This is a genomic window from Mucilaginibacter sp. (assembly GCF_036568825.1).
Lineage (GTDB): Bacteria > Bacteroidota > Bacteroidia > Sphingobacteriales > Sphingobacteriaceae > Mucilaginibacter.
In genome coordinates, this window is sequence record NZ_DATCRU010000089.1 from 1 (window position 1) to 17,371 (window position 17,371).

A 17,371-nucleotide genomic window follows, 5' to 3' on the forward strand; every position below is an offset into this window, starting at 1 on the left:
CAGATTTTGGTTTTAAGATTCGATACCTCAAAACTATAAATTCTGTAACCTTTGCTATTTTCTTAACTTAATGACATTGCTCTACGAGGCAAAATCATTTTATTATTGTTTTTGCTACAAAGCGGTAGACCCTATGGGTCATGCATTGTTTAACAACCACCTAAGATTTATTCTATCACTAACCAGGTATACCCTTCAGCAGGAATTTTAACCGTTAGTTTGATTTTGGAACTTTGATCTAATGTATAAAGCTTAGGTATACCATTCTTAACGCTGACCTTAGCAATATTCGTTATTCCAGTATAATAGAGCGGTAATTCGATTGTTCGCTCTATTTCATGTTTTAGGGGATTGTAAAGCATAGCTAGCCCCTTTTCTTTCAATTGCGGATTGACATGTAAGATACCATCCCAATCCCTACCATCCGCCCTACGCAGGTGGATAACATCTGCATTCAAAATATCGCGGTGTTTTTTATACCAACCAATGGTATTGATCACCAGCTGTTTAGTTTTCTCCGTATCATACAACCTCGGACCACGATAACATGCCTGCACACCCGAACCATAATATTGCATCATTAGTTTTTCATAAGCGTCAAGGTGTTCGCTCAAAGGCTCAAGTGTTGCTGCTGCTCCACCGCCCTGGTATTCTGTTAGTGGTACAAAGCCCCATCCCATAGAAGGTGTCTTTTCCCAGGTGCCATCAAAAATATTTTGGCGATTTAAAATAATCTGTTCTTCTCTAGGCAATGAGAAATTTACTTCGCGATATCCTAATGCAATCTTATTAGTACCATCCAGAAAATACCAATCAGGCGCATTAACATATATTCCACGTTCATTCAACCATCGGTATAAGCCTTTTTGCAACTCCATCTGCCGCCATTGTGAATCCATCAACCCTTCGTGACCGGGGTGGGTTGTAGAAGCGCAAACATCGCCAGGATACGGACCATCATTCTCAAAAATGTCGAACCCGGTGTTGGCAATAAAATATTTAATATGAGCAAGATATGCCAATCCCCATTTGCTCCCTAAGCAAGGAGCATGGCCAAACATTGCATTCACATCAGGTTTGCCGGTCTTAGGGTCGATCACATCATCTTCATCACTTATCCTTCTACTGCTAAAAAGAGAATACCCACCAATCAAAATGCCTTTGCTATGCGCATAATCTGCCAGTGCCTTAAACTTTTCCACATTCGTTGAAGAAGTATCCTCCATATTCAAACCGCTGCCAAAACTCAATATCAATCCTTCATAACCAGTCACAACGCATTGGTCGATACAGCTTTTTACCTTTTCAGGGTCAGAGCTGACAAGATGCATAAAGATGGGATTCTCTGTCGTCCAGGGTGCTATGGTTCTGTACATTTTCCGTTGCGCTAAACCATTTCGTTCGCGATCGTAGCTATCCAACAACAATTCATTCGTTCTTATCGAATTAAAGGTATCTCCCGGCTGTAGCTTAATACCAATGCCAAAACCCGGATAAACTTCCAGAAGGCAAGGCGTTTGATATTCATAATTTACCTGCGAAGTGTAGGTTGAATCCGCCTCCCAATGAGTAGTTTGATCGGATAGATCGGCCTTCATCGCATTGTTGAATGCATAGTTACTCTCAATATAGATACTATGCGGAGTTTTCATCTGGTCAACTTTACCGACCACCGCTGATTCTTCTTCGGGCGTTGCCAGTATTTCATTAACCGCATTATCGATTCTGATACTTTCTTTTGACCTATTTTCAACGCTTAACCATTTACATATCAATGGAACACCATCGTAAATCCCATAATTCACTTTAACGATCAAGTCCTTTAACTGATCTGACCCTGAATAAATGAAAGTTAAAGTTTTACCTGTCGGGAGTTGCTTGTTCGACGCCCATAGTCGCGCATGCCATTTTACATAAGGCTGAATGGAGGGTGAAACAGTAAAGCCTTTGTATTGAAAATCCTGCTGGTGTGCTTTCAATTCGTCAACCCATTCTTTTAGCAAATAAGCCTTTTCTTTTTGACCGTACAATCCACCTACATTGACCGTTTTTCCGTTGATGACCAACCGTGCTTCGGGCTCTACCGCTCGCAGCATCTGTTCGCCGTTGCTTAGGTTTACATAATCGATGCAGGCTACATTGGATTGAATTCTGAAAGTGCGTTTGAGCAATCCATTATATAGGATGATCTCCTTTCCGTCCCCGCTTCTGTAAACCCTTGCATGTTCCACGGGCTTATGCACTAACCAATCGTTTTTGTGTGATAATTGACTAATCTGTCCAAGCATGGGTAACTCACTGATTTGTGTTTGCGCATGACAAAAACAGGCAGAGAAAATCGTTAAGGCAAGTAGCAATTTCTTCATGATTTGAGGCAGGCGATTATTCATTTCAGCTCAAATTAATAATTGATAATTTAATTTGAAGCGGATTATTACTTTTGCGGCAAATAAAATCTACATGGCATCAACCAAACTTACCATAAACAGCAACGGATCAGTAAAAATTGACGGCGACTTTGAAATTGTCGACGCGCAAGGCAATCAATATGGCTTGCAGGGCCGCACTATCGTTTCCATCTGCCGCTGCGGATTATCAGCCAACAAACCCTTCTGCGATGGTTCACACAAAGGCCATTTTGAGCACGATGCGCAGGCGTTTGAGTTACCACCTAGAAAGTGACCAGTTAATCAGTTAACCAGTTATCAGGAAAACCTGATTAAGATTGACTGGTCACTGGTTAACTGATTACTGATTAACTGACAACTATATATTCCCCTTCTTCAACTCTTCCACTGCATGATTAGCTGCACGGGCGGTTATGGCCATGAAGGTGAGCGAAGGATTCTGCGTACTGGTAGATACCATGCAGGAACCATCCGTTACGAATACATTTTTACATTCGTGCATTTGATTCCATGCGTTCAGTAAGGAAGTTTTCGGATCTCTGCCCATGCGAACACCACCCATTTCGTGAATATCTAATCCAGGAGCCTGGTTTGTATCATACGTTCTGATATCCTTACAGCCTGCTACGGTAAGCATTTCTTCCGCCTGTGCAGTAAAGTCCTTCATGCTTTTTATATCATTGTCATCATAAGCTACCGACATTTTGAGCAATGGTATACCCCATGCATCTTTTTCATCTTTGCTCAAGCTTACATGATTGGTTTCCTTCGGGATCGTTTCTCCCTGCATTTGCACATAAACTACCCATGGGCCTGGTTCTGATATCGCTTCTTTATAACCGCCACCAATCTGCGGTCCATCTGTAGAATGTCCCCATCCCGCACGCATTACCGAATAGAAGGTCATATAACCGCGTAAAAAGTCCATCTCCTGCTTATAAACGTTCCTGAAGTTTGGCATCATGATAGCGCACGGCCGACGACCATAATAATAGGAATCAAGGTATCCGTCCATTGAGGCGCTTAATGTTCCCCGATAGTTATGGAATGCAACAAACTTGCCCAACAAGCCATTATCATTACCTAAACCATTTGGAAAGCGCGATGACGTTGAGTTTAATAGCACCAGATTCGTATTCATCGTAGCTGCATTTACGAAGATGATCTTCGCATAATACTCTGTCGCTTCCTTAGTATGCGCATCAATCACACGTACACCGGTAGCTTTGCCTTTCTTTTCATCATAAATAATGGAATGCACCACAGAATCAGGTCGTAATGTCAGGTTACCAGTTCTTTCCGCCCATGGAATGGTTGAAGAATTTGAACTGAAATATCCGCCAAAAGGACACCCTCTTTCGCATAAGCTGCGTGCCTGGCATTGGCCACGACCTTGTTGTTTATGTATTTCGTTAGGTTTGGTCAAATGTGCACAGCGGCCAATAACCACATGTCTGTCCTTATAATGCTCATTAATGCGCTTGCTCATATCCTTTTCAACCGCATTCATTTCCCATGCGGGCAAAAATTCACCATCAGGTAATGTTTCGAGGCCATCATGGTTACCGGCTATCCCGGCAAAGCGTTCTACGTGACTATACCACGGCGCAATATCATCGTAATGTATCGGCCAATCCACTGCAAAACCATCCCGCCCCGGCCCTTCAAAATCAAATTTGCTCCAGCGTTGAGTTTGTCTCGCCCACAACAGGGATTTTCCTCCAACCTGGTATCCGCGTATCCAATCAAACGGCTTTTCCTGCACATAAGGATGTTCTTTATCCTTTACAAAAAAATGCTGGCTGGCTTCACTAAAGGCATAGCAACGTTCTACTATAGGATTTCCTTTCGTAACAGATAAAGGCTCATGAGTACGGTGCGGAAAATCCCATGGATTTTTAGTAGCTGTAGGGTAATCTTTCAGATGGACAACATTTCGCCCTCTTTCAAGTACCAGTGTTTTTAAACCGTGCTCACATAGTTCCTTAGCAGCCCATCCTCCGCTGATGCCCGAGCCTATTACAATAGCGTCGAAGGTGTTTTTTTCGACTCCCTTTGAATTAATATTAGCCATTTTTCAGTGTTAGTTAGATAATTGGTTTTTCAAGGTAAGTGTTTACAAAAATAATGACAAAAATATTTTGCGTAACCAATCGGTTTCCTATATATTTGTAACCGATTGGTTACGAGTAGAAAAATAATTATGAGACGAGATGTATTCCAGGCGATAGCAGACCCAACAAGAAGGGCCATCATCAATATGATAGCCAAGCAGCCCATGAACCTGAATGCTGTTGCTGAGCGCTTTGATATCAGTCGGCCTGCTATTTCAAAACAAATAAAAATCCTAACCCAGTGCGGCCTTGTTACTATAAAGCAACAGGGGCGCGAACGTTATTGCGAAGCAAAGCTTCAAAAGCTAAATGAAGTTTCTGAATGGGTGGAGCAATACCGCACATTTTGGAATAATAAACTAGACGCTTTGGAAGACTTCCTGGCAAAGGACATAGCCAATGAAACAGAAAGCAAACCAATTAAACATAAGAAGCAATGAAAAACGAACCAGTTGTAGTTGAGCGTGTTTATAAAGCACCGGTAAGCCGGGTATGGAGCGCTCTGACTGAAGTTGAAAAAATGCGTGAATGGTATTTCCCGATGCTGACTGAATTCAAGCTCCAAGTCGGATTTGAAACAAGTTTTGATGTGCATCATAACGAAAAGGTATTTCCGCATATATGGAAGATAACAGAGGTGATACCAAACAAAAAGATAAGCTATGAATGGAAGTTTGGTGGCTATCCGGGTAATTCCCTGGTCAGTTTTGAACTGTTTGAAGAAAACGGGAATACAAGGATTGTTTGTACCCATAGCGAACTTGAAACCTTTGAAGGTAGTATCAATCCTGAATTGGGAAGACAAAATTTTGTTGAAGGCTGGACACATTTTATGGGCACAGCATTAAAAGATTATGTTGAAAAAACAGAAGCCTGAATAAACACATTTAATATTCATAAAACGGACAATTTCATGAAAAACGAACCAGTCGTAATTGAACGCACATTAAACGCACCTGTCGAAAGGGTTTGGAAGGCCATTTCCGACAAAGACCAAATGAAACAATGGTATTTGAACTTAACAGAGTTTAAACCCGAGGTAGGATTTGAGTTTAGTTTTAAAGGAGGGCCCGAACAACTTTTGCACCTATGTAAAATAACAAGGATGGAATACGAAAAAGTATTACAATACACCTGGAGATTTGGAGGTTACGAGGGAGACTCGTTGGTTACATTTGAATTATTTCCGGAAGGGAGCAGCACAAAACTCAGACTTACCCACGAAGGTATTGAAACCTTCCCATCCGATAAATTGGGTACAAAAGAAGAATTTGCTGAAGGCTGGGTGCATTTAGTAGAATCATCATTAAAAGGTTATTTAGAAAAACAGAAGCCTGAATAAAGAGGTTTCATACTCATAAAACGGACAAATACATGAAAAACGAACCATTTGTAATTGAACGCACTTTGAATGCCTCACCCGAAAGAGTTTGGAAAGCCATTACTGACAAAGACCAAATGAAAGAATGGTATTTTAACCTGGCGGAATTTGAACCTGAAGTAGGTTTTGAATTCACTTTTAACGGGGGCAGCGAAGAAAAAACATATGTTCATTTATGTAAGGTAACTAAAGTAGAACCAGGTAAATTATTGCAATACAGCTGGCGTTACCGCGATTATCCGGGCAATTCGTTCGTGACGTGGGAGTTATTTCCTGAAGGCGATAAAACCAGATTGAAGTTAACACATGAAGGTCTGGAAACCTTCCCAACTGACAATAAAGATTTTGCAAGAAGCAGTTTCGAAGCAGGCTGGACTTACATTATCGGCACTTCGATTGTTAACTATTTCGATAAGCAAGCAGAAACATTATGAAAGTGATCGTAACAAGTATCCTGGTAGATAATCAGGATAAAGCGCTGAAATTCTATACCGAGAAGTTGGGGTTTGTTAAAAAAACGGAGTTACCGGTAGGCGACGCAAAATGGCTGACTGTCATCTCTCCTGAAGGAAATATGGATGTTGAAGTATTACTGGAGCCAAACTGGAACCCATCAATACAAATTGATGGTAGGCCTGCTGCGGCTGAATACCAGAAGATATTGTTCAACGCCAACATTCCTGCAACAGTTTTTGGTGTAGACGATATAACGAAAGAATATGAAAAGCTAAAAGGTTTAGGCGTGCGGTTTACTACACCGCCTACACCGATGGGACAAGTTACAATGGCTGTTTTTGATGATACCTGCGGAAATCTGATATCGATAGTGCAGCAGTAATATCAATTAAAAAAACCATGTCATTTCGATGAGCCAGGAAGGGCTGTGAATTGGGGGCGAAGAGAAATCTTATACACCTTGCAAAGTCTTCGAGCCGCTTGTATAAGATTTCTCCTCACCCCATCACGCTTTTCCCTACAGTTCGTCGAAATGACATGGTTTTTAGACGGTCGTGCATTCTTTATGAGAAGAATGTTTTATTTTGTCGCATCCTACCCTTTAATTTGCCGCGATCAAAACCCAAAGGATTGATGAAGTGTTTCTAATTTTACATTACAAACCATTTAATCGATCCTTTTATGATTTTAGATAAAAATGCATTCAGCAGCTTTTCAGTGAATGACATTGATAAGGCAAAAGAGTTCTATCAAGGCACTTTGGGCCTTAACGCCAGTCAAATAGAAATGGGCGGAGAATACCGTATGCTCGAATTGGACGTTACAGGCGGAACCAAGGTAATGATCTATCCAAAGCCAAATCATACACCCGCTACATTTACTGTCTTAAATTTTCCTGTGGATGATTTGGAAAAAACTGTAGATGAACTCACCGCCAAAGGTGTAAAGTTTGAACACTATGATATGGGCGATATGAAAACTGATGCAAAAGGTATCGTTCGGGGAAATGGTCGCGGACCAGACATCGCCTGGTTTACCGATCCGGCAGGAAATATCATTTCGGTTCTGAAAAACTAGTGATCAGTACAGGCGCTTTACAATGCGCAGCTTGTGTGTATAGCGTTTTTGCTCTTCTGAATAAATACCCTGGTTATCGATCCGGTCGATCTTTACACGGCCGGATGCGTGGATGATCTGTTCATTATTCAGCATAATACCTACGTGTGTGATCTTGCCTTCAGCGTTATCAAAAAAGGCAAGGTCACCTAACCTTGCTTCAGCCAAAAAATCGACTACTTTACCTTGCTCGGCCTGCATCCAGGCGTCCCTTTTCAGCTCGTAGCCACGCAATCTGAACACGGCCTGTGTAAATCCGGAGCAGTCGATACCATAATGGGTGCGTCCACCCCATAGATAAGGCGTGTTTAGAAACGATTTTGCAACAATATCCAAAGTTGCGGTCTCGCCTATCTCTCCTATTATTTCAAACTGTTCGTTATTAATTTGGCAAGTGGTACCTTTTAGGAACACCAGTGAACTGGCGACAGGCAAGTATAATACGCTATTATCGGGCTTTTTCCAGGCTTGTGTTACGGCTCTGTAAGTAATTGGAGGTGGATTTTCCTTAAGGGTTTTGTAGGCAACATGGCCCAGCATGGCAAATTGCAGGCGACCGATCCAGCCTTCGTAATTGTCACTGGTAGTGATCACTTTAACCCACCGTTCTGTCCACTCTAAAATCTCGAAAGTTTCACCAAAAAGGATTTGGGAAACCATCTCGCTTCTATCACTCGCTTCGGCTCTCAGGGGTATTACAGCTAAATTACAAATGCCATATTCCATTGTTAAAAATTAAGATTTAGGGTCACGGAAATCTTACGCAACAATAGTTAAAATTTTCAGTAAAAAAATAGGGGAATGTATAAAATCACACATTCCCCTACAGTATTAACATTAAACAAATTTATTCGTTCATATGCAGCCATTCTTTTTTGGCCAAAAGCTCTTCTTTTGATTCGCGAACGTCTTCGTCGTCTACACAGCAGTCAACAGGACATACTGCAGCGCACTGAGGTTCATCGTGGAAACCAACGCACTCAGTACACTTATCAGGAACAATGTAATATATATCGTCAGACAATGCAGCCTGAGTTTCCTCAGCATTTAATGTATTACCGTCGCCAAAATCGATCAATCCTTTTAAACCGGTACCGTCTGAGAATCTCCAGGCAGCGCCGGCATCATAAATTGCATTGTTTGGGCATTCAGGCTCACAAGCCCCACAGTTTATACACTCATCGGTGATTTTAATCGCCATAGTTTCTTATATCTTATATTCTAAACTTACCTTTGCCTTGCTAAACAAGCACGCAAATATAACAAAAAAACAGTTCAGGGGTTCGCCCCAGCTACATTAATATGTCAAAATTAAATAAAAACTACTTAATAGGTGTATTTTCTACGTTAGGCGCGCAATTAAGTTACCCCGACGAACAATTAAATGCGATAATAAAAGACGAATATCATTACAATGCCTGGTTCACCCCGCAGAATGTAGAACATGCGGTGAAAGCCATTGGCGAAATGCTTAACCAGGAAGACCTGACAACCTGGCTTGACAGATACGAAATTGACTATGAAAAACCAGGTAAACGTGTTGGACTTATCCTAGCTGGCAATATCCCCCTGGTCGGTTTTCACGATGTATTGTGTGTACTCATTACCGGGAATCATGCCCTTATCAAGGCCTCAACTCAGGATGCAAGACTGATCAAATATGTATTGAATATGCTGGTAAAGATCGAGTCTGAATTTCAATCCCGATTCAGTTTTGTAGAGAAGCTGCAGGGCTTTGATGCAGTGATTGCCACAGGTAGTAATAACACCTCACGTTATTTTGAATTTTATTTCAGCAAAGTTCCTAACATCATCCGCAAAAACCGGAATAGTGTGGCAGTTTTGACAGGCAATGAGACAACCGAACAGCTTTACCAATTAGGCCACGACATATTTGATTATTTCGGTTTAGGCTGCCGAAACGTATCTAAATTAATTGTGCCGGAAAACTATGATTTTACGCCATTTTTTGAAGCGATACAACCGCATTATACCATCATCAATCACCATAAATACAACAATAATTACGACTATAACAAATCCATCTACCTGGTAAACAAGGACAAACACCTGGACAACGGTTTTTTGTTAGTAAAAGAAGACGAGCGCATGGTTTCCCCACTGGCTGTGGTGTTTTATGAGCAATATAAAGACATGTCATCAGTTGAAGCTTTATTGGAACGTGAGAGCGAAAATATCCAATGTATCGTTAGCACAGCCAGTCTCAAAGCAGCGAACCAGGCGGTCGGTTTCGGCGAAAGTCAGCAGCCTGCATTGTGGGATTATGCCGATGGCGTGGATACAATGGATTTCTTGACAAAGCTTTAAATAAACGATACCTTTGGTGAATGAGGTGAATGGAGGTGAAAGCTGAAAGGTAAAAGGCCAAAGGTGATTAAACCAGTCTTGACCCTTTAACCTTTACTCCCTTAACCTTTAACCTCAAAAAATGTATATTATAAAAGTTAAAGGCGTTGCCAAAATACCCGATTATGTGCAGCTGCGCGACGATCAGTTTACGCTGCTGGCTTATTTCAGGGTCGACAGGCCTGATAAATCGCTGGATAAGGTGGGATTGGGTAACAAGACAGAACAAATCATGAATATTATTAAAGACCTGCCGTTTGGGCAGATCTTAAAACTGGAACTATAAAATGATCGGAAACTCAATTATAAAGCTCAGCAACGTTGATATTTTTCAGCAAAAGAATTTAATCTTATCAAATGTCAATCTGCATGTTGATAAAGGTGACTTTGTGTGGCTTATAGGCCAGACAGGCTCCGGAAAAAGCAGCTTGCTGAAAGTAATTTATGGTGATTTGAATATCCCCGGCGGCGAAGGTCACGCCTGCGGTTACGATTTGAGAAAATTACCATCAAGAGATGTTCCATTCCTGCGCAGAAAGCTGGGCATTGTCTTCCAGGACTTTCAATTGCTAACCGATCGCTCTATTGAAGCCAACCTTCAATTTGTAATGCGGGCAACCGGATGGGTTGATAAGAAACTGATCGCCGAACGTACACTGGATGTATTAGAAAAAGTTGGTCTACGTTCTAAACTCAAAAAGATGCCTCATGAACTATCTGGAGGTGAGCAGCAACGTGTGGTAATTGCCCGCGCATTGATCAACGATCCCGAGATCATCCTGGCAGACGAACCAACCGGCAACCTCGACCCGGATACTTCCGAAGAAATTGTGTTGCTGTTAAAGCAGATCAGCCAATCAGGTACCGCCATCCTGATAGCCACCCACGATTATCACATCATCCGCACTTTCCCTTCACGCATCATTAAATGTGAGAATGGAAAGGTTTTGGAAGACGTGCAGATTGCCTGATTTTTGAGTAGCAGTTGCAGTGGCAGTAGCAGGCTGATATTTAAATCAAGCTACTACAGCTATTTGTTTTTGTCATTCAAAAACTGCCACTGCTGCTGCCACTGCAACTTTTAATGACAACATTTACCTCAAAAAACAAACAGTTCTGACACTCTGTCCTGAAAACGCAAATGGCAGGAAAGTTGATTTGCAGAAACTGAATCATGAATTTTAATGATATGCTAAAGAAAAAAAAGAACGACCACATAGAAGGCGACGAGCATTTGAACGAAGTAATCGATGAAGGGAATGCGACTGCCGAAACTGAACCTACTCCTGAAGAATTGGTTAAACAGGAACTTTCAGTAGCCAACGACAGGTACCTGCGCCTATATGCCGAATTTGATAATTTTCGCCGCCGTACTGCCAAAGAACGTGAGGAAGCCAGAAAATCAGAAGGCAAGGATGTTATAGTTGCCCTGCTGCCTGTTTTGGATGATTTTGATCGCGCCATCCGTTCAATGGAAAACTTGACAGATGTTGCCGCCGTAAAAGAGGGCGTTGTATTGATACAGAATAAATTAAAAAATGTGCTTTCGCAGAAAGGATTAAAAGAAATGGAGTCTATAGGTACTCCGTTCGATCCTGAGATTCACGAAGCCATCACCAACATACCTGCCCCATCAGATGATTTGAAGGGCAAAGTAGTTGATGAAATGGAAAAAGGCTATTACTTAAATGATAAAGTAGCCCGATTCGCAAAAGTTATAGTTGGGAATTAATTAGTGAATTACTGAATGAGTGAATTAGCGAATGATTTTTTAATCACTCATTCACTAACTCATTCATTCACTCATTATACAAGAGATGTCAAAAAGAGATTATTACGACGTTCTGGGCGTTGCGAGAGGTGCCGATGCTGAAGAGATCAAAAAGGCGTATCGCAAAATGGCGATCAAGTATCACCCTGACAAAAATCCGGGCGATAAGCAAGCCGAAGATAACTTTAAAGAGGCCGCCGAAGCTTACGAAGTATTGAGCAATGCTGAAAAACGTCGCCGGTACGACCAGTTTGGCCATGCAGCGAATGCACAATCAGCCAATGGCGGAGGAGGTTTTGGTGGCGGTGGCATGAATATGGAAGACATATTCAGCCAGTTCGGCGATATATTTGGTGGCGGAAGTCCGTTTGAAGGATTTTTTGGCGGTGGTGGCAGACAAGGCGGCGGTCGCCGTGTACAGCGTGGCAGTAACCTGCGCATTAAAGTAAGACTGACGCTTGAAGAAATTGCCAACGGAACCGAGAAGAAAATAAAAGTAAACAAGCAGATCGTTTGTAAAACCTGCGACGGTACCGGTGCAAAGGACCAGTCGTCTATACAAACCTGTAAAACCTGCGGTGGCCAGGGCGCTGTGCGACGGGTAACCAACACCATCCTGGGCCAGATGCAAACTACCAGCACCTGCCCTACCTGTAACGGCGAGGGCACTACCATCACTTCAAAATGTACAGTTTGTCATGGTGATGGCGTTGTGCGCGGCGAAGAAACCATCAGCATTAACATACCAGCCGGTGTAAGTGAAGGCATGCAGCTGAGCATGGGCGGTAAAGGTAACGCCGCTCCTCGCGGTGGTGTACCGGGCGATCTGATCATCCTGATAGAAGAAATTCCGCACGAAACATTAAAACGCGACGGCAACAACGTGATCTATGATCTGCATGTAAGCTTTGTTGATGCAGCCTTAGGTACCAGTGTTGAAGTGCCAACCATTGACGGTAAAGCGAAGATCAAGATAGACCCGGGAACACAGGGCGGTAAGATATTACGCCTGAAATCAAAAGGTGTTCCGGAGGTAAATTCTTATCACCGCGGCGACCAGCTGGTTCACGTAAATATCTGGACACCAAAAGCATTAAGCCGTGAAGAACGCGAGTTACTTGAAAAGCTACAGGATTCGCCGAACTTTAAACCAAGTCCGGGCAAGAATGAGAAGAGCTTCTTTGAGCGGATGAAGGAATACTTTGAATAAGGTTAAAGCTGAAAGGCGAAAGCTAAAAGGTATTAAAGCCCTGGATCAAATCGATTCGGGGCTTTTTTGTAATAATGCTGTTGGACTATTACAAAAAATTGCTTCCCGCTACAATAAACACGTTATTTAGTCAGTTTTAGGATTGATTTATTTAATAACACTTACTTAAACCTTTTATGTCTACCCAAAGATCATTTACAACTTTTTTATTCGTTTCCTTATTTTCAATTTTCTCAATTAACGCTCAAGGGCAAACTGTCAAGACCGGCAAAACTGATTCTGTTCAGGTTCATCGTGCTCAGAACGTATTTATTGAAATGGGAGGTGCAGGATTATTTTTCTCAGCAAATTACGATACCCGCTTTTCTCAGCAAAGAGATGGCCTGGGTGGAAGGCTTGGCCTGGGTTGGTGGCATTCGGTGAATACCACATTTGTTACTGTTCCACTCCAGTTAAATTATTTGGTTGGAGGCAGAAGTCACTTTTTTGAAGTTGGTGCCGGTGCAGCTTACATGCACCTGACCAACCCTTATTTTGGTAATCCTATAATTGGTAATAATCCAATGGTGGTTAACTCTACCGTCGTTGCAACCTCGACTATCGGTTATCGATATCAACCATTTAATGGGGGATTGAATTTACGGGCAAGCTTTAATCCTTCGTTGCTTCAGGGAACTTTCGTACCTGAAATTGGTTTAAGCGCGGGCTACACATTCAGATAAACGCCCCACGGGTTTACCTGCGTGGTTTGACAGGCTGATATTGTATCAACTCATTAATGAGTTTTTGCACCTCTTTATAATCAACCTTCTCTACCAGGTAAGCCTGACCATTACCATTATCATCCCAGGTGTTTTTACCGTCATCAGCTACGATCATTCTACCATTGTGTAAAGTGTAGAATTGAGAATACCCTTTAATTGCCACCAGCACAGCTGTTTCATCCCAGCTTTTGCGGCCCAATGAATCTTCTTTCGCCATTGGTATCGAAATACGGAATACATCCTTTACCGGGCTGTTCTTTATTGCATCATTATGTATCAAAGGGATACCCGCCAATATCTTCTCTCCTATTTCAAATCCGCTCAGAATAACTTGAGTGGGCCAGTTAGTATAAACATTCTGCGAAGCTTTGGCATCTTTCATCACGTTAAACTCATAGCCAGATGGAAATCTGCCTGCCATGCAAACTAATAGCTTTACTTTATGGGCGACAAGCTCCTTGCCATTCAGCTTCGAATATTCATCAGCGTTGGTACTCAGTAAATTTGAAAGGTTAGTCAGAAAACCGACTGTTACGATTGTCACGCTATGATCAGGTTGTGAAGCTAAAACCTTACGATAAACCTGAACTGCATCAGGCACCTCATCATTGCTTTTTATTTTGTGCGGATATTTAGCCAATAAGGTATCACTCCAGTGCTGCCAGTCACGCAAATCTAATCCAGCTTTCGGAATACCGATAGGAATATTAGGTCGTCCAAAATAAGTGTTGAACACATTCATCACTCCTGCAACACCATCATACCGGGTACTGGCTACAGTTGCCAGGATATGCGCTTCGCCTTTATCGGCCAGGTTATGCAAAATAGTAATAGCGCCCACATCGTCATAATCGGGCCCCATATCACTATCAAAAATGATGTTTACAGGTTTTTGCTGACCGAAACAAACGGAAGTGGCAAGAAGAAATAGCAGTAAAAGTTTATATCTCATAATCAGGTATTGGTTATCAGCTAATTTATTACTTTTATCAAAATTCCCCTGTTTTATCTTCGTGATAAATTAATAGCCGTAACAAAACCTAAAGCGTTATATCTAACTATAAAAACTGATCCTTATATGCTAAGCATTCGACACATCGAAAAGCAATATGCCGGGCACAAAGCCCTTACCGATGTAAGTTTAGAAGTTGAAAGCGGCCAGATATTCGGTCTGCTGGGGCCAAACGGAGCCGGTAAAACTTCACTTATACGTATCATTAATCAAATCACAGCACCAGACTCAGGCGAGATCTATTTCAAAGGAGAAAAACTCAACCCATCGCACATTGAGCGTATCGGTTATTTACCCGAAGAACGCGGCCTCTACAAAAAAATGGAGATTGGCGAACAGATGATCTATCTGGCTCGTCTAAAAGGCCTAAGCCGTGCTGAGGCTCAAAAACGGCTGAAATTCTGGTTCGAGAAACTGGGAATGGAAACCTGGTGGAAAAAGAAAATTGAAGAGTTATCAAAAGGTATGCAGCAGAAAGCACAATTCGTTGCCACTGTACTGCATGAACCTGATCTGATCATACTGGATGAACCTTTTAGCGGCTTCGACCCGGTAAATGCCGAATTGATCAAAGATGAAATTCTTGAACTCAACAAAAAAGGCGCGACAATTCTCTTCTCCACCCACCGTATGGAATCCGTAGAAGAGCTTTGCGATGGCATTGCTTTGATCCACCTTTCGCACAAGATATTAGATGGTAAAATGAAAGCGATACGCAATTCGTATCGTAATGATACTTACTTAGTAGAATACAGCGGTGAAAAGCTGATCTTCAACGGCTCGCAACCATTCGAGATACTTAGTGAAGATACTGATGATGACAGGTATCTTATCAAGATCAGTCCTAAAACAGGCAACACTGCCAATGAAATATTGCAGTACCTGATACCAAAAGCGAACATTCACATGCTGAAGGAAGTGATACCAAGCATGAACGAAATATTTATTGAACAAGTAAACAAAAAATCTGCCTGACCATGAATAAAATTCTATTAATCATACAACGAGAGTACGTGACCAGGGTGAGGAAAAGGTCGTTTATTATTGTGACATTACTGGTTCCTACACTTATTGCGTCTTTATTTGCAGTAATAGCCTATATCGCCAAAGATAAGGATCAAACCATGCATGTGGTGAACGTGATCGACAATACAGGCGACTTCATAAACAAATTCCAGGATGGAAAATACATAAAATTCACGTATTCAAACCGACCATTAGACGTTGAGAAAAAGGATTTAAAAAATGACAATGACCTGATATTAAATATATCGAACAATCAAAAGGACAATGTTGAGCTATTTGCGAAAAAGAAAACGACTTTGACCTTATCTGATGATATTCAACGGCAGATGAATGATATTGCCGCCGGAAGCAGTTTGGTAAAAGCCGGAATTGATACGGCAAAGCTGCACCAGGTAAAAAGTAACATCACTATAAAAACAAGCGAGATCACAGCAACTGGTGAACAAAGCGCTAATCTTGGTCCGGCTTATGCATTGAGTTTTACCGGAGCAATACTGATCTATATGTCGCTGTTTATTTACGGCGCGCAGGTGATGCGTGGTGTGATCGAGGAGAAAACGAGCCGCATTATCGAGGTGATCGTATCTTCAGTTAAACCGTTCCAGTTAATGGCCGGAAAGATCATTGGCGTGGGTTTAGTGGGACTGACTCAATTTGTTATCTGGATTGGATTATCCACTGCCATAAGCTACTACCTGGGAATCAAAGGTGGTATGGGCGGACAAATGACCGTATTTATTCATAGCCTTGGTGCAAATGCTGCTTATGAATTAAGCTGTTTTGTCTTTTATTGGATCACAGGATTCCTGCTCTATAGCGCACTTTTTGCAGCAGTTGGTTCCGCTGTTGACAGCGAAACGGAAACACAGCAATTTATGTTCCCCATCACTTTGCCTCTGTTGTTTACCTACATATTGTGCGTTAGCTACCTGTTCACAGTACCGGATAGTCCGTTAGCAGTCTGGTTGTCTATAATTCCATTCACCGCTCCCGTAGCTATGATGATGCGTCTTCCTTTTACCCCAGCGCCATGGCAGGTGGCTACATCCATGGTACTAATGATAGTTGGTTTTATTTTCACTACATATGTGGCAGCACGTATTTATAGGGTCGGAATTTTGATGTATGGCAAGAAAACCAGCTTCAAAGAATTGGCCAAATGGTTCTTCTATAAAGAGTAGTTTTATCAACATAAATGAATAAGTGATCCCCTGCGTTGACAAACAATTTAGGGGATTATTTATTTTAGAGGCATGGATAAACGTTTCGCCGTAATGGATCTCGGCACCAATATGTTTCACCTGCTGATTGCCGAGGGCGATATCAATAATTTTCGCGAAATAGTGCATGAGGATGTCGCGGTTAAACTAGGCGAAGGTGGAATCAATAAGGGAATGATCCTTCCCGCTCCATTCGAGCGTGGCATAGCTACTATGAAGCAATTCGCCAAACAAATTTCAGACAATAATACACAGAATATCAAAGCAATAGCTACATCTGCATTACGAAATGCTTCAAATGGAAAAGAGTTTATTGAACGAGTAAAAACAGAAGCCGGAATTGATATTGAAATAGTAGATGGCAACCGTGAAGCTTCTTTTATTTACTCAGGTGTAAAGGCAAGTGGATTATTATCAGACCATAATTCTCTAATCATGGATATTGGCGGCGGTAGTGTAGAGTTTATTATCGGAAATCAGTCAGAATTGACCTGGAAACAAAGCTTTGAGATCGGCGCAGCACGGC

21 protein-coding genes are annotated in these 17,371 nt (G+C 41.9%); 16 read left to right on the plus strand and 5 right to left on the minus strand.

The window, feature by feature from the left end:
* Window positions 1-167: 167 nt before the first annotated feature.
* Window positions 168-2,366, minus strand: a complete 2,199-nt coding sequence (locus VIM89_RS19545; protein WP_488157868.1) for an alpha-galactosidase — start codon at window positions 2,364-2,366, stop codon at window positions 168-170.
* A 94-nt stretch (window positions 2,367-2,460) separates the two neighbouring features.
* Between VIM89_RS19545 and VIM89_RS19550 the strand changes: the two genes are divergently transcribed.
* Complete coding sequence (locus VIM89_RS19550) at window positions 2,461-2,682, plus strand: CDGSH iron-sulfur domain-containing protein (protein ID WP_488157869.1); 222 nt, start codon at window positions 2,461-2,463, stop codon at window positions 2,680-2,682.
* Window positions 2,683-2,766: 84 nt separating this feature from the next.
* Here the strand turns inward: VIM89_RS19550 and VIM89_RS19555 are convergent, their stop codons facing one another.
* Window positions 2,767-4,482, minus strand: coding sequence for a GMC oxidoreductase (locus VIM89_RS19555; RefSeq protein ID WP_488157870.1), 1,716 nt, complete (start codon window positions 4,480-4,482; stop codon window positions 2,767-2,769).
* Between the two features lie 129 nt (window positions 4,483-4,611).
* Here VIM89_RS19555 and VIM89_RS19560 point away from each other — a divergent pair, with 129 nt between their 5' ends.
* The 6 genes from VIM89_RS19560 to VIM89_RS19585 all read left to right on the plus strand — a co-directional run bounded on the left by VIM89_RS19560 (window position 4,612) and on the right by VIM89_RS19585 (window position 7,436).
* Window positions 4,612-4,962, plus strand: a complete 351-nt coding sequence (locus VIM89_RS19560) for an ArsR/SmtB family transcription factor (RefSeq protein ID WP_488157871.1) — start codon at window positions 4,612-4,614, stop codon at window positions 4,960-4,962.
* Window positions 4,959-5,399 (plus strand): SRPBCC family protein, encoded by a 441-nt coding sequence (locus tag VIM89_RS19565; RefSeq protein ID WP_488157872.1) that lies wholly within the window; start codon window positions 4,959-4,961, stop codon window positions 5,397-5,399. Before VIM89_RS19560 ends, VIM89_RS19565 begins: the two co-directional genes overlap by 4 nt.
* A gap of 36 nt (window positions 5,400-5,435) precedes the next feature.
* Window positions 5,436-5,864, plus strand: coding sequence for an SRPBCC family protein (locus VIM89_RS19570; protein ID WP_488157873.1), 429 nt, complete (start codon window positions 5,436-5,438; stop codon window positions 5,862-5,864).
* 32 nt (window positions 5,865-5,896) lie between these two features.
* Complete coding sequence (locus VIM89_RS19575; RefSeq protein WP_488157874.1) at window positions 5,897-6,337, plus strand: SRPBCC family protein; 441 nt, start codon at window positions 5,897-5,899, stop codon at window positions 6,335-6,337.
* A complete protein-coding gene (locus VIM89_RS19580) occupies window positions 6,334-6,741 on the plus strand; it encodes a VOC family protein (RefSeq protein ID WP_488157875.1) in 408 nt (135 codons plus the stop codon). Before VIM89_RS19575 ends, VIM89_RS19580 begins: the two co-directional genes overlap by 4 nt.
* Before the next feature lie 299 nt (window positions 6,742-7,040).
* The gene (locus tag VIM89_RS19585; protein ID WP_488157876.1) at window positions 7,041-7,436 is read left to right on the plus strand and encodes a VOC family protein; all 396 of its coding nucleotides are present in this window, start codon (window positions 7,041-7,043) and stop codon (window positions 7,434-7,436) included.
* Window positions 7,437-7,439: 3 nt separating this feature from the next.
* On the opposite strand, the gene VIM89_RS19590 is transcribed toward VIM89_RS19585, so the two are convergent.
* Complete coding sequence (locus VIM89_RS19590; RefSeq protein ID WP_488157877.1) at window positions 7,440-8,201, minus strand: C40 family peptidase; 762 nt, start codon at window positions 8,199-8,201, stop codon at window positions 7,440-7,442.
* Between the two features lie 121 nt (window positions 8,202-8,322).
* Window positions 8,323-8,676 (minus strand): 4Fe-4S dicluster domain-containing protein, encoded by a 354-nt coding sequence (locus tag VIM89_RS19595; RefSeq protein WP_147032153.1) that lies wholly within the window; start codon window positions 8,674-8,676, stop codon window positions 8,323-8,325.
* A 101-nt stretch (window positions 8,677-8,777) separates the two neighbouring features.
* Between VIM89_RS19595 and VIM89_RS19600 the strand changes: the two genes are divergently transcribed.
* The 6 genes from VIM89_RS19600 (at window position 8,778) to VIM89_RS19625 (ending at window position 13,545) form a co-directional block, all read left to right on the plus strand.
* A complete protein-coding gene (locus VIM89_RS19600; RefSeq protein ID WP_488157878.1) occupies window positions 8,778-9,803 on the plus strand; it encodes an acyl-CoA reductase in 1,026 nt (341 codons plus the stop codon).
* A gap of 121 nt (window positions 9,804-9,924) precedes the next feature.
* The gene (locus VIM89_RS19605; RefSeq protein WP_488157879.1) at window positions 9,925-10,128 is read left to right on the plus strand and encodes a fructose-6-phosphate aldolase; all 204 of its coding nucleotides are present in this window, start codon (window positions 9,925-9,927) and stop codon (window positions 10,126-10,128) included.
* A gap of 1 nt (window position 10,129) precedes the next feature.
* Window positions 10,130-10,813, plus strand: coding sequence for a cell division ATP-binding protein FtsE (locus VIM89_RS19610; protein WP_488157880.1), 684 nt, complete (start codon window positions 10,130-10,132; stop codon window positions 10,811-10,813).
* Between the two features lie 218 nt (window positions 10,814-11,031).
* Entirely contained in the window at window positions 11,032-11,574 is a 543-nt protein-coding gene (locus VIM89_RS19615; RefSeq protein WP_488157881.1) for a nucleotide exchange factor GrpE, read from the plus strand.
* 85 nt (window positions 11,575-11,659) lie between these two features.
* Window positions 11,660-12,823: a molecular chaperone DnaJ gene (gene dnaJ, locus VIM89_RS19620; RefSeq protein ID WP_488157882.1), complete on the plus strand. Its 1,164-nt coding sequence runs from the start codon at window positions 11,660-11,662 to the stop codon at window positions 12,821-12,823.
* A 176-nt stretch (window positions 12,824-12,999) separates the two neighbouring features.
* Complete coding sequence (locus tag VIM89_RS19625) at window positions 13,000-13,545, plus strand: hypothetical protein (RefSeq protein WP_488157883.1); 546 nt, start codon at window positions 13,000-13,002, stop codon at window positions 13,543-13,545.
* Between the two features lie 13 nt (window positions 13,546-13,558).
* On the opposite strand, the gene VIM89_RS19630 is transcribed toward VIM89_RS19625, so the two are convergent.
* The gene (locus VIM89_RS19630; RefSeq protein WP_488157884.1) at window positions 13,559-14,539 is read right to left on the minus strand and encodes a nucleoside hydrolase; all 981 of its coding nucleotides are present in this window, start codon (window positions 14,537-14,539) and stop codon (window positions 13,559-13,561) included.
* A gap of 126 nt (window positions 14,540-14,665) precedes the next feature.
* Between VIM89_RS19630 and VIM89_RS19635 the strand changes: the two genes are divergently transcribed.
* The 3 genes from VIM89_RS19635 to VIM89_RS19645 form a co-directional block, all read left to right on the plus strand.
* On the plus strand, window positions 14,666-15,574 hold the full coding sequence (locus VIM89_RS19635) for an ABC transporter ATP-binding protein (protein WP_488157885.1): 909 nt from the start codon (window positions 14,666-14,668) through the stop codon (window positions 15,572-15,574).
* Between the two features lie 2 nt (window positions 15,575-15,576).
* The gene (locus VIM89_RS19640) at window positions 15,577-16,806 is read left to right on the plus strand and encodes an ABC transporter permease (protein WP_488157886.1); all 1,230 of its coding nucleotides are present in this window, start codon (window positions 15,577-15,579) and stop codon (window positions 16,804-16,806) included.
* A 72-nt stretch (window positions 16,807-16,878) separates the two neighbouring features.
* The coding region (locus VIM89_RS19645) for a Ppx/GppA phosphatase family protein (RefSeq protein WP_488157887.1) at window positions 16,879-17,371 on the plus strand (493 nt) is incomplete at its 3' end.

Coding starts and splice junctions, on each gene's coding strand:
- VIM89_RS19545 (WP_488157868.1), bottom strand. CDS start 2,366: ATGAAGAAATTGCTACTTGCCTTAACGATTTTCTCTGCCTGTTTTTGT.
- VIM89_RS19550 (WP_488157869.1), top strand. CDS start 2,461: ATGGCATCAACCAAACTTACCATAAACAGCAACGGATCAGTAAAAATT.
- VIM89_RS19555 (WP_488157870.1), bottom strand. CDS start 4,482: ATGGCTAATATTAATTCAAAGGGAGTCGAAAAAAACACCTTCGACGCT.
- VIM89_RS19560 (WP_488157871.1), top strand. CDS start 4,612: ATGAGACGAGATGTATTCCAGGCGATAGCAGACCCAACAAGAAGGGCC.
- VIM89_RS19565 (WP_488157872.1), top strand. CDS start 4,959: ATGAAAAACGAACCAGTTGTAGTTGAGCGTGTTTATAAAGCACCGGTA.
- VIM89_RS19570 (WP_488157873.1), top strand. CDS start 5,436: ATGAAAAACGAACCAGTCGTAATTGAACGCACATTAAACGCACCTGTC.
- VIM89_RS19575 (WP_488157874.1), top strand. CDS start 5,897: ATGAAAAACGAACCATTTGTAATTGAACGCACTTTGAATGCCTCACCC.
- VIM89_RS19580 (WP_488157875.1), top strand. CDS start 6,334: ATGAAAGTGATCGTAACAAGTATCCTGGTAGATAATCAGGATAAAGCG.
- VIM89_RS19585 (WP_488157876.1), top strand. CDS start 7,041: ATGATTTTAGATAAAAATGCATTCAGCAGCTTTTCAGTGAATGACATT.
- VIM89_RS19590 (WP_488157877.1), bottom strand. CDS start 8,201: ATGGAATATGGCATTTGTAATTTAGCTGTAATACCCCTGAGAGCCGAA.
- VIM89_RS19595 (WP_147032153.1), bottom strand. CDS start 8,676: ATGGCGATTAAAATCACCGATGAGTGTATAAACTGTGGGGCTTGTGAG.
- VIM89_RS19600 (WP_488157878.1), top strand. CDS start 8,778: ATGTCAAAATTAAATAAAAACTACTTAATAGGTGTATTTTCTACGTTA.
- VIM89_RS19605 (WP_488157879.1), top strand. CDS start 9,925: ATGTATATTATAAAAGTTAAAGGCGTTGCCAAAATACCCGATTATGTG.
- VIM89_RS19610 (WP_488157880.1), top strand. CDS start 10,130: ATGATCGGAAACTCAATTATAAAGCTCAGCAACGTTGATATTTTTCAG.
- VIM89_RS19615 (WP_488157881.1), top strand. CDS start 11,032: ATGCTAAAGAAAAAAAAGAACGACCACATAGAAGGCGACGAGCATTTG.
- dnaJ (WP_488157882.1), top strand. CDS start 11,660: ATGTCAAAAAGAGATTATTACGACGTTCTGGGCGTTGCGAGAGGTGCC.
- VIM89_RS19625 (WP_488157883.1), top strand. CDS start 13,000: ATGTCTACCCAAAGATCATTTACAACTTTTTTATTCGTTTCCTTATTT.
- VIM89_RS19630 (WP_488157884.1), bottom strand. CDS start 14,539: ATGAGATATAAACTTTTACTGCTATTTCTTCTTGCCACTTCCGTTTGT.
- VIM89_RS19635 (WP_488157885.1), top strand. CDS start 14,666: ATGCTAAGCATTCGACACATCGAAAAGCAATATGCCGGGCACAAAGCC.
- VIM89_RS19640 (WP_488157886.1), top strand. CDS start 15,577: ATGAATAAAATTCTATTAATCATACAACGAGAGTACGTGACCAGGGTG.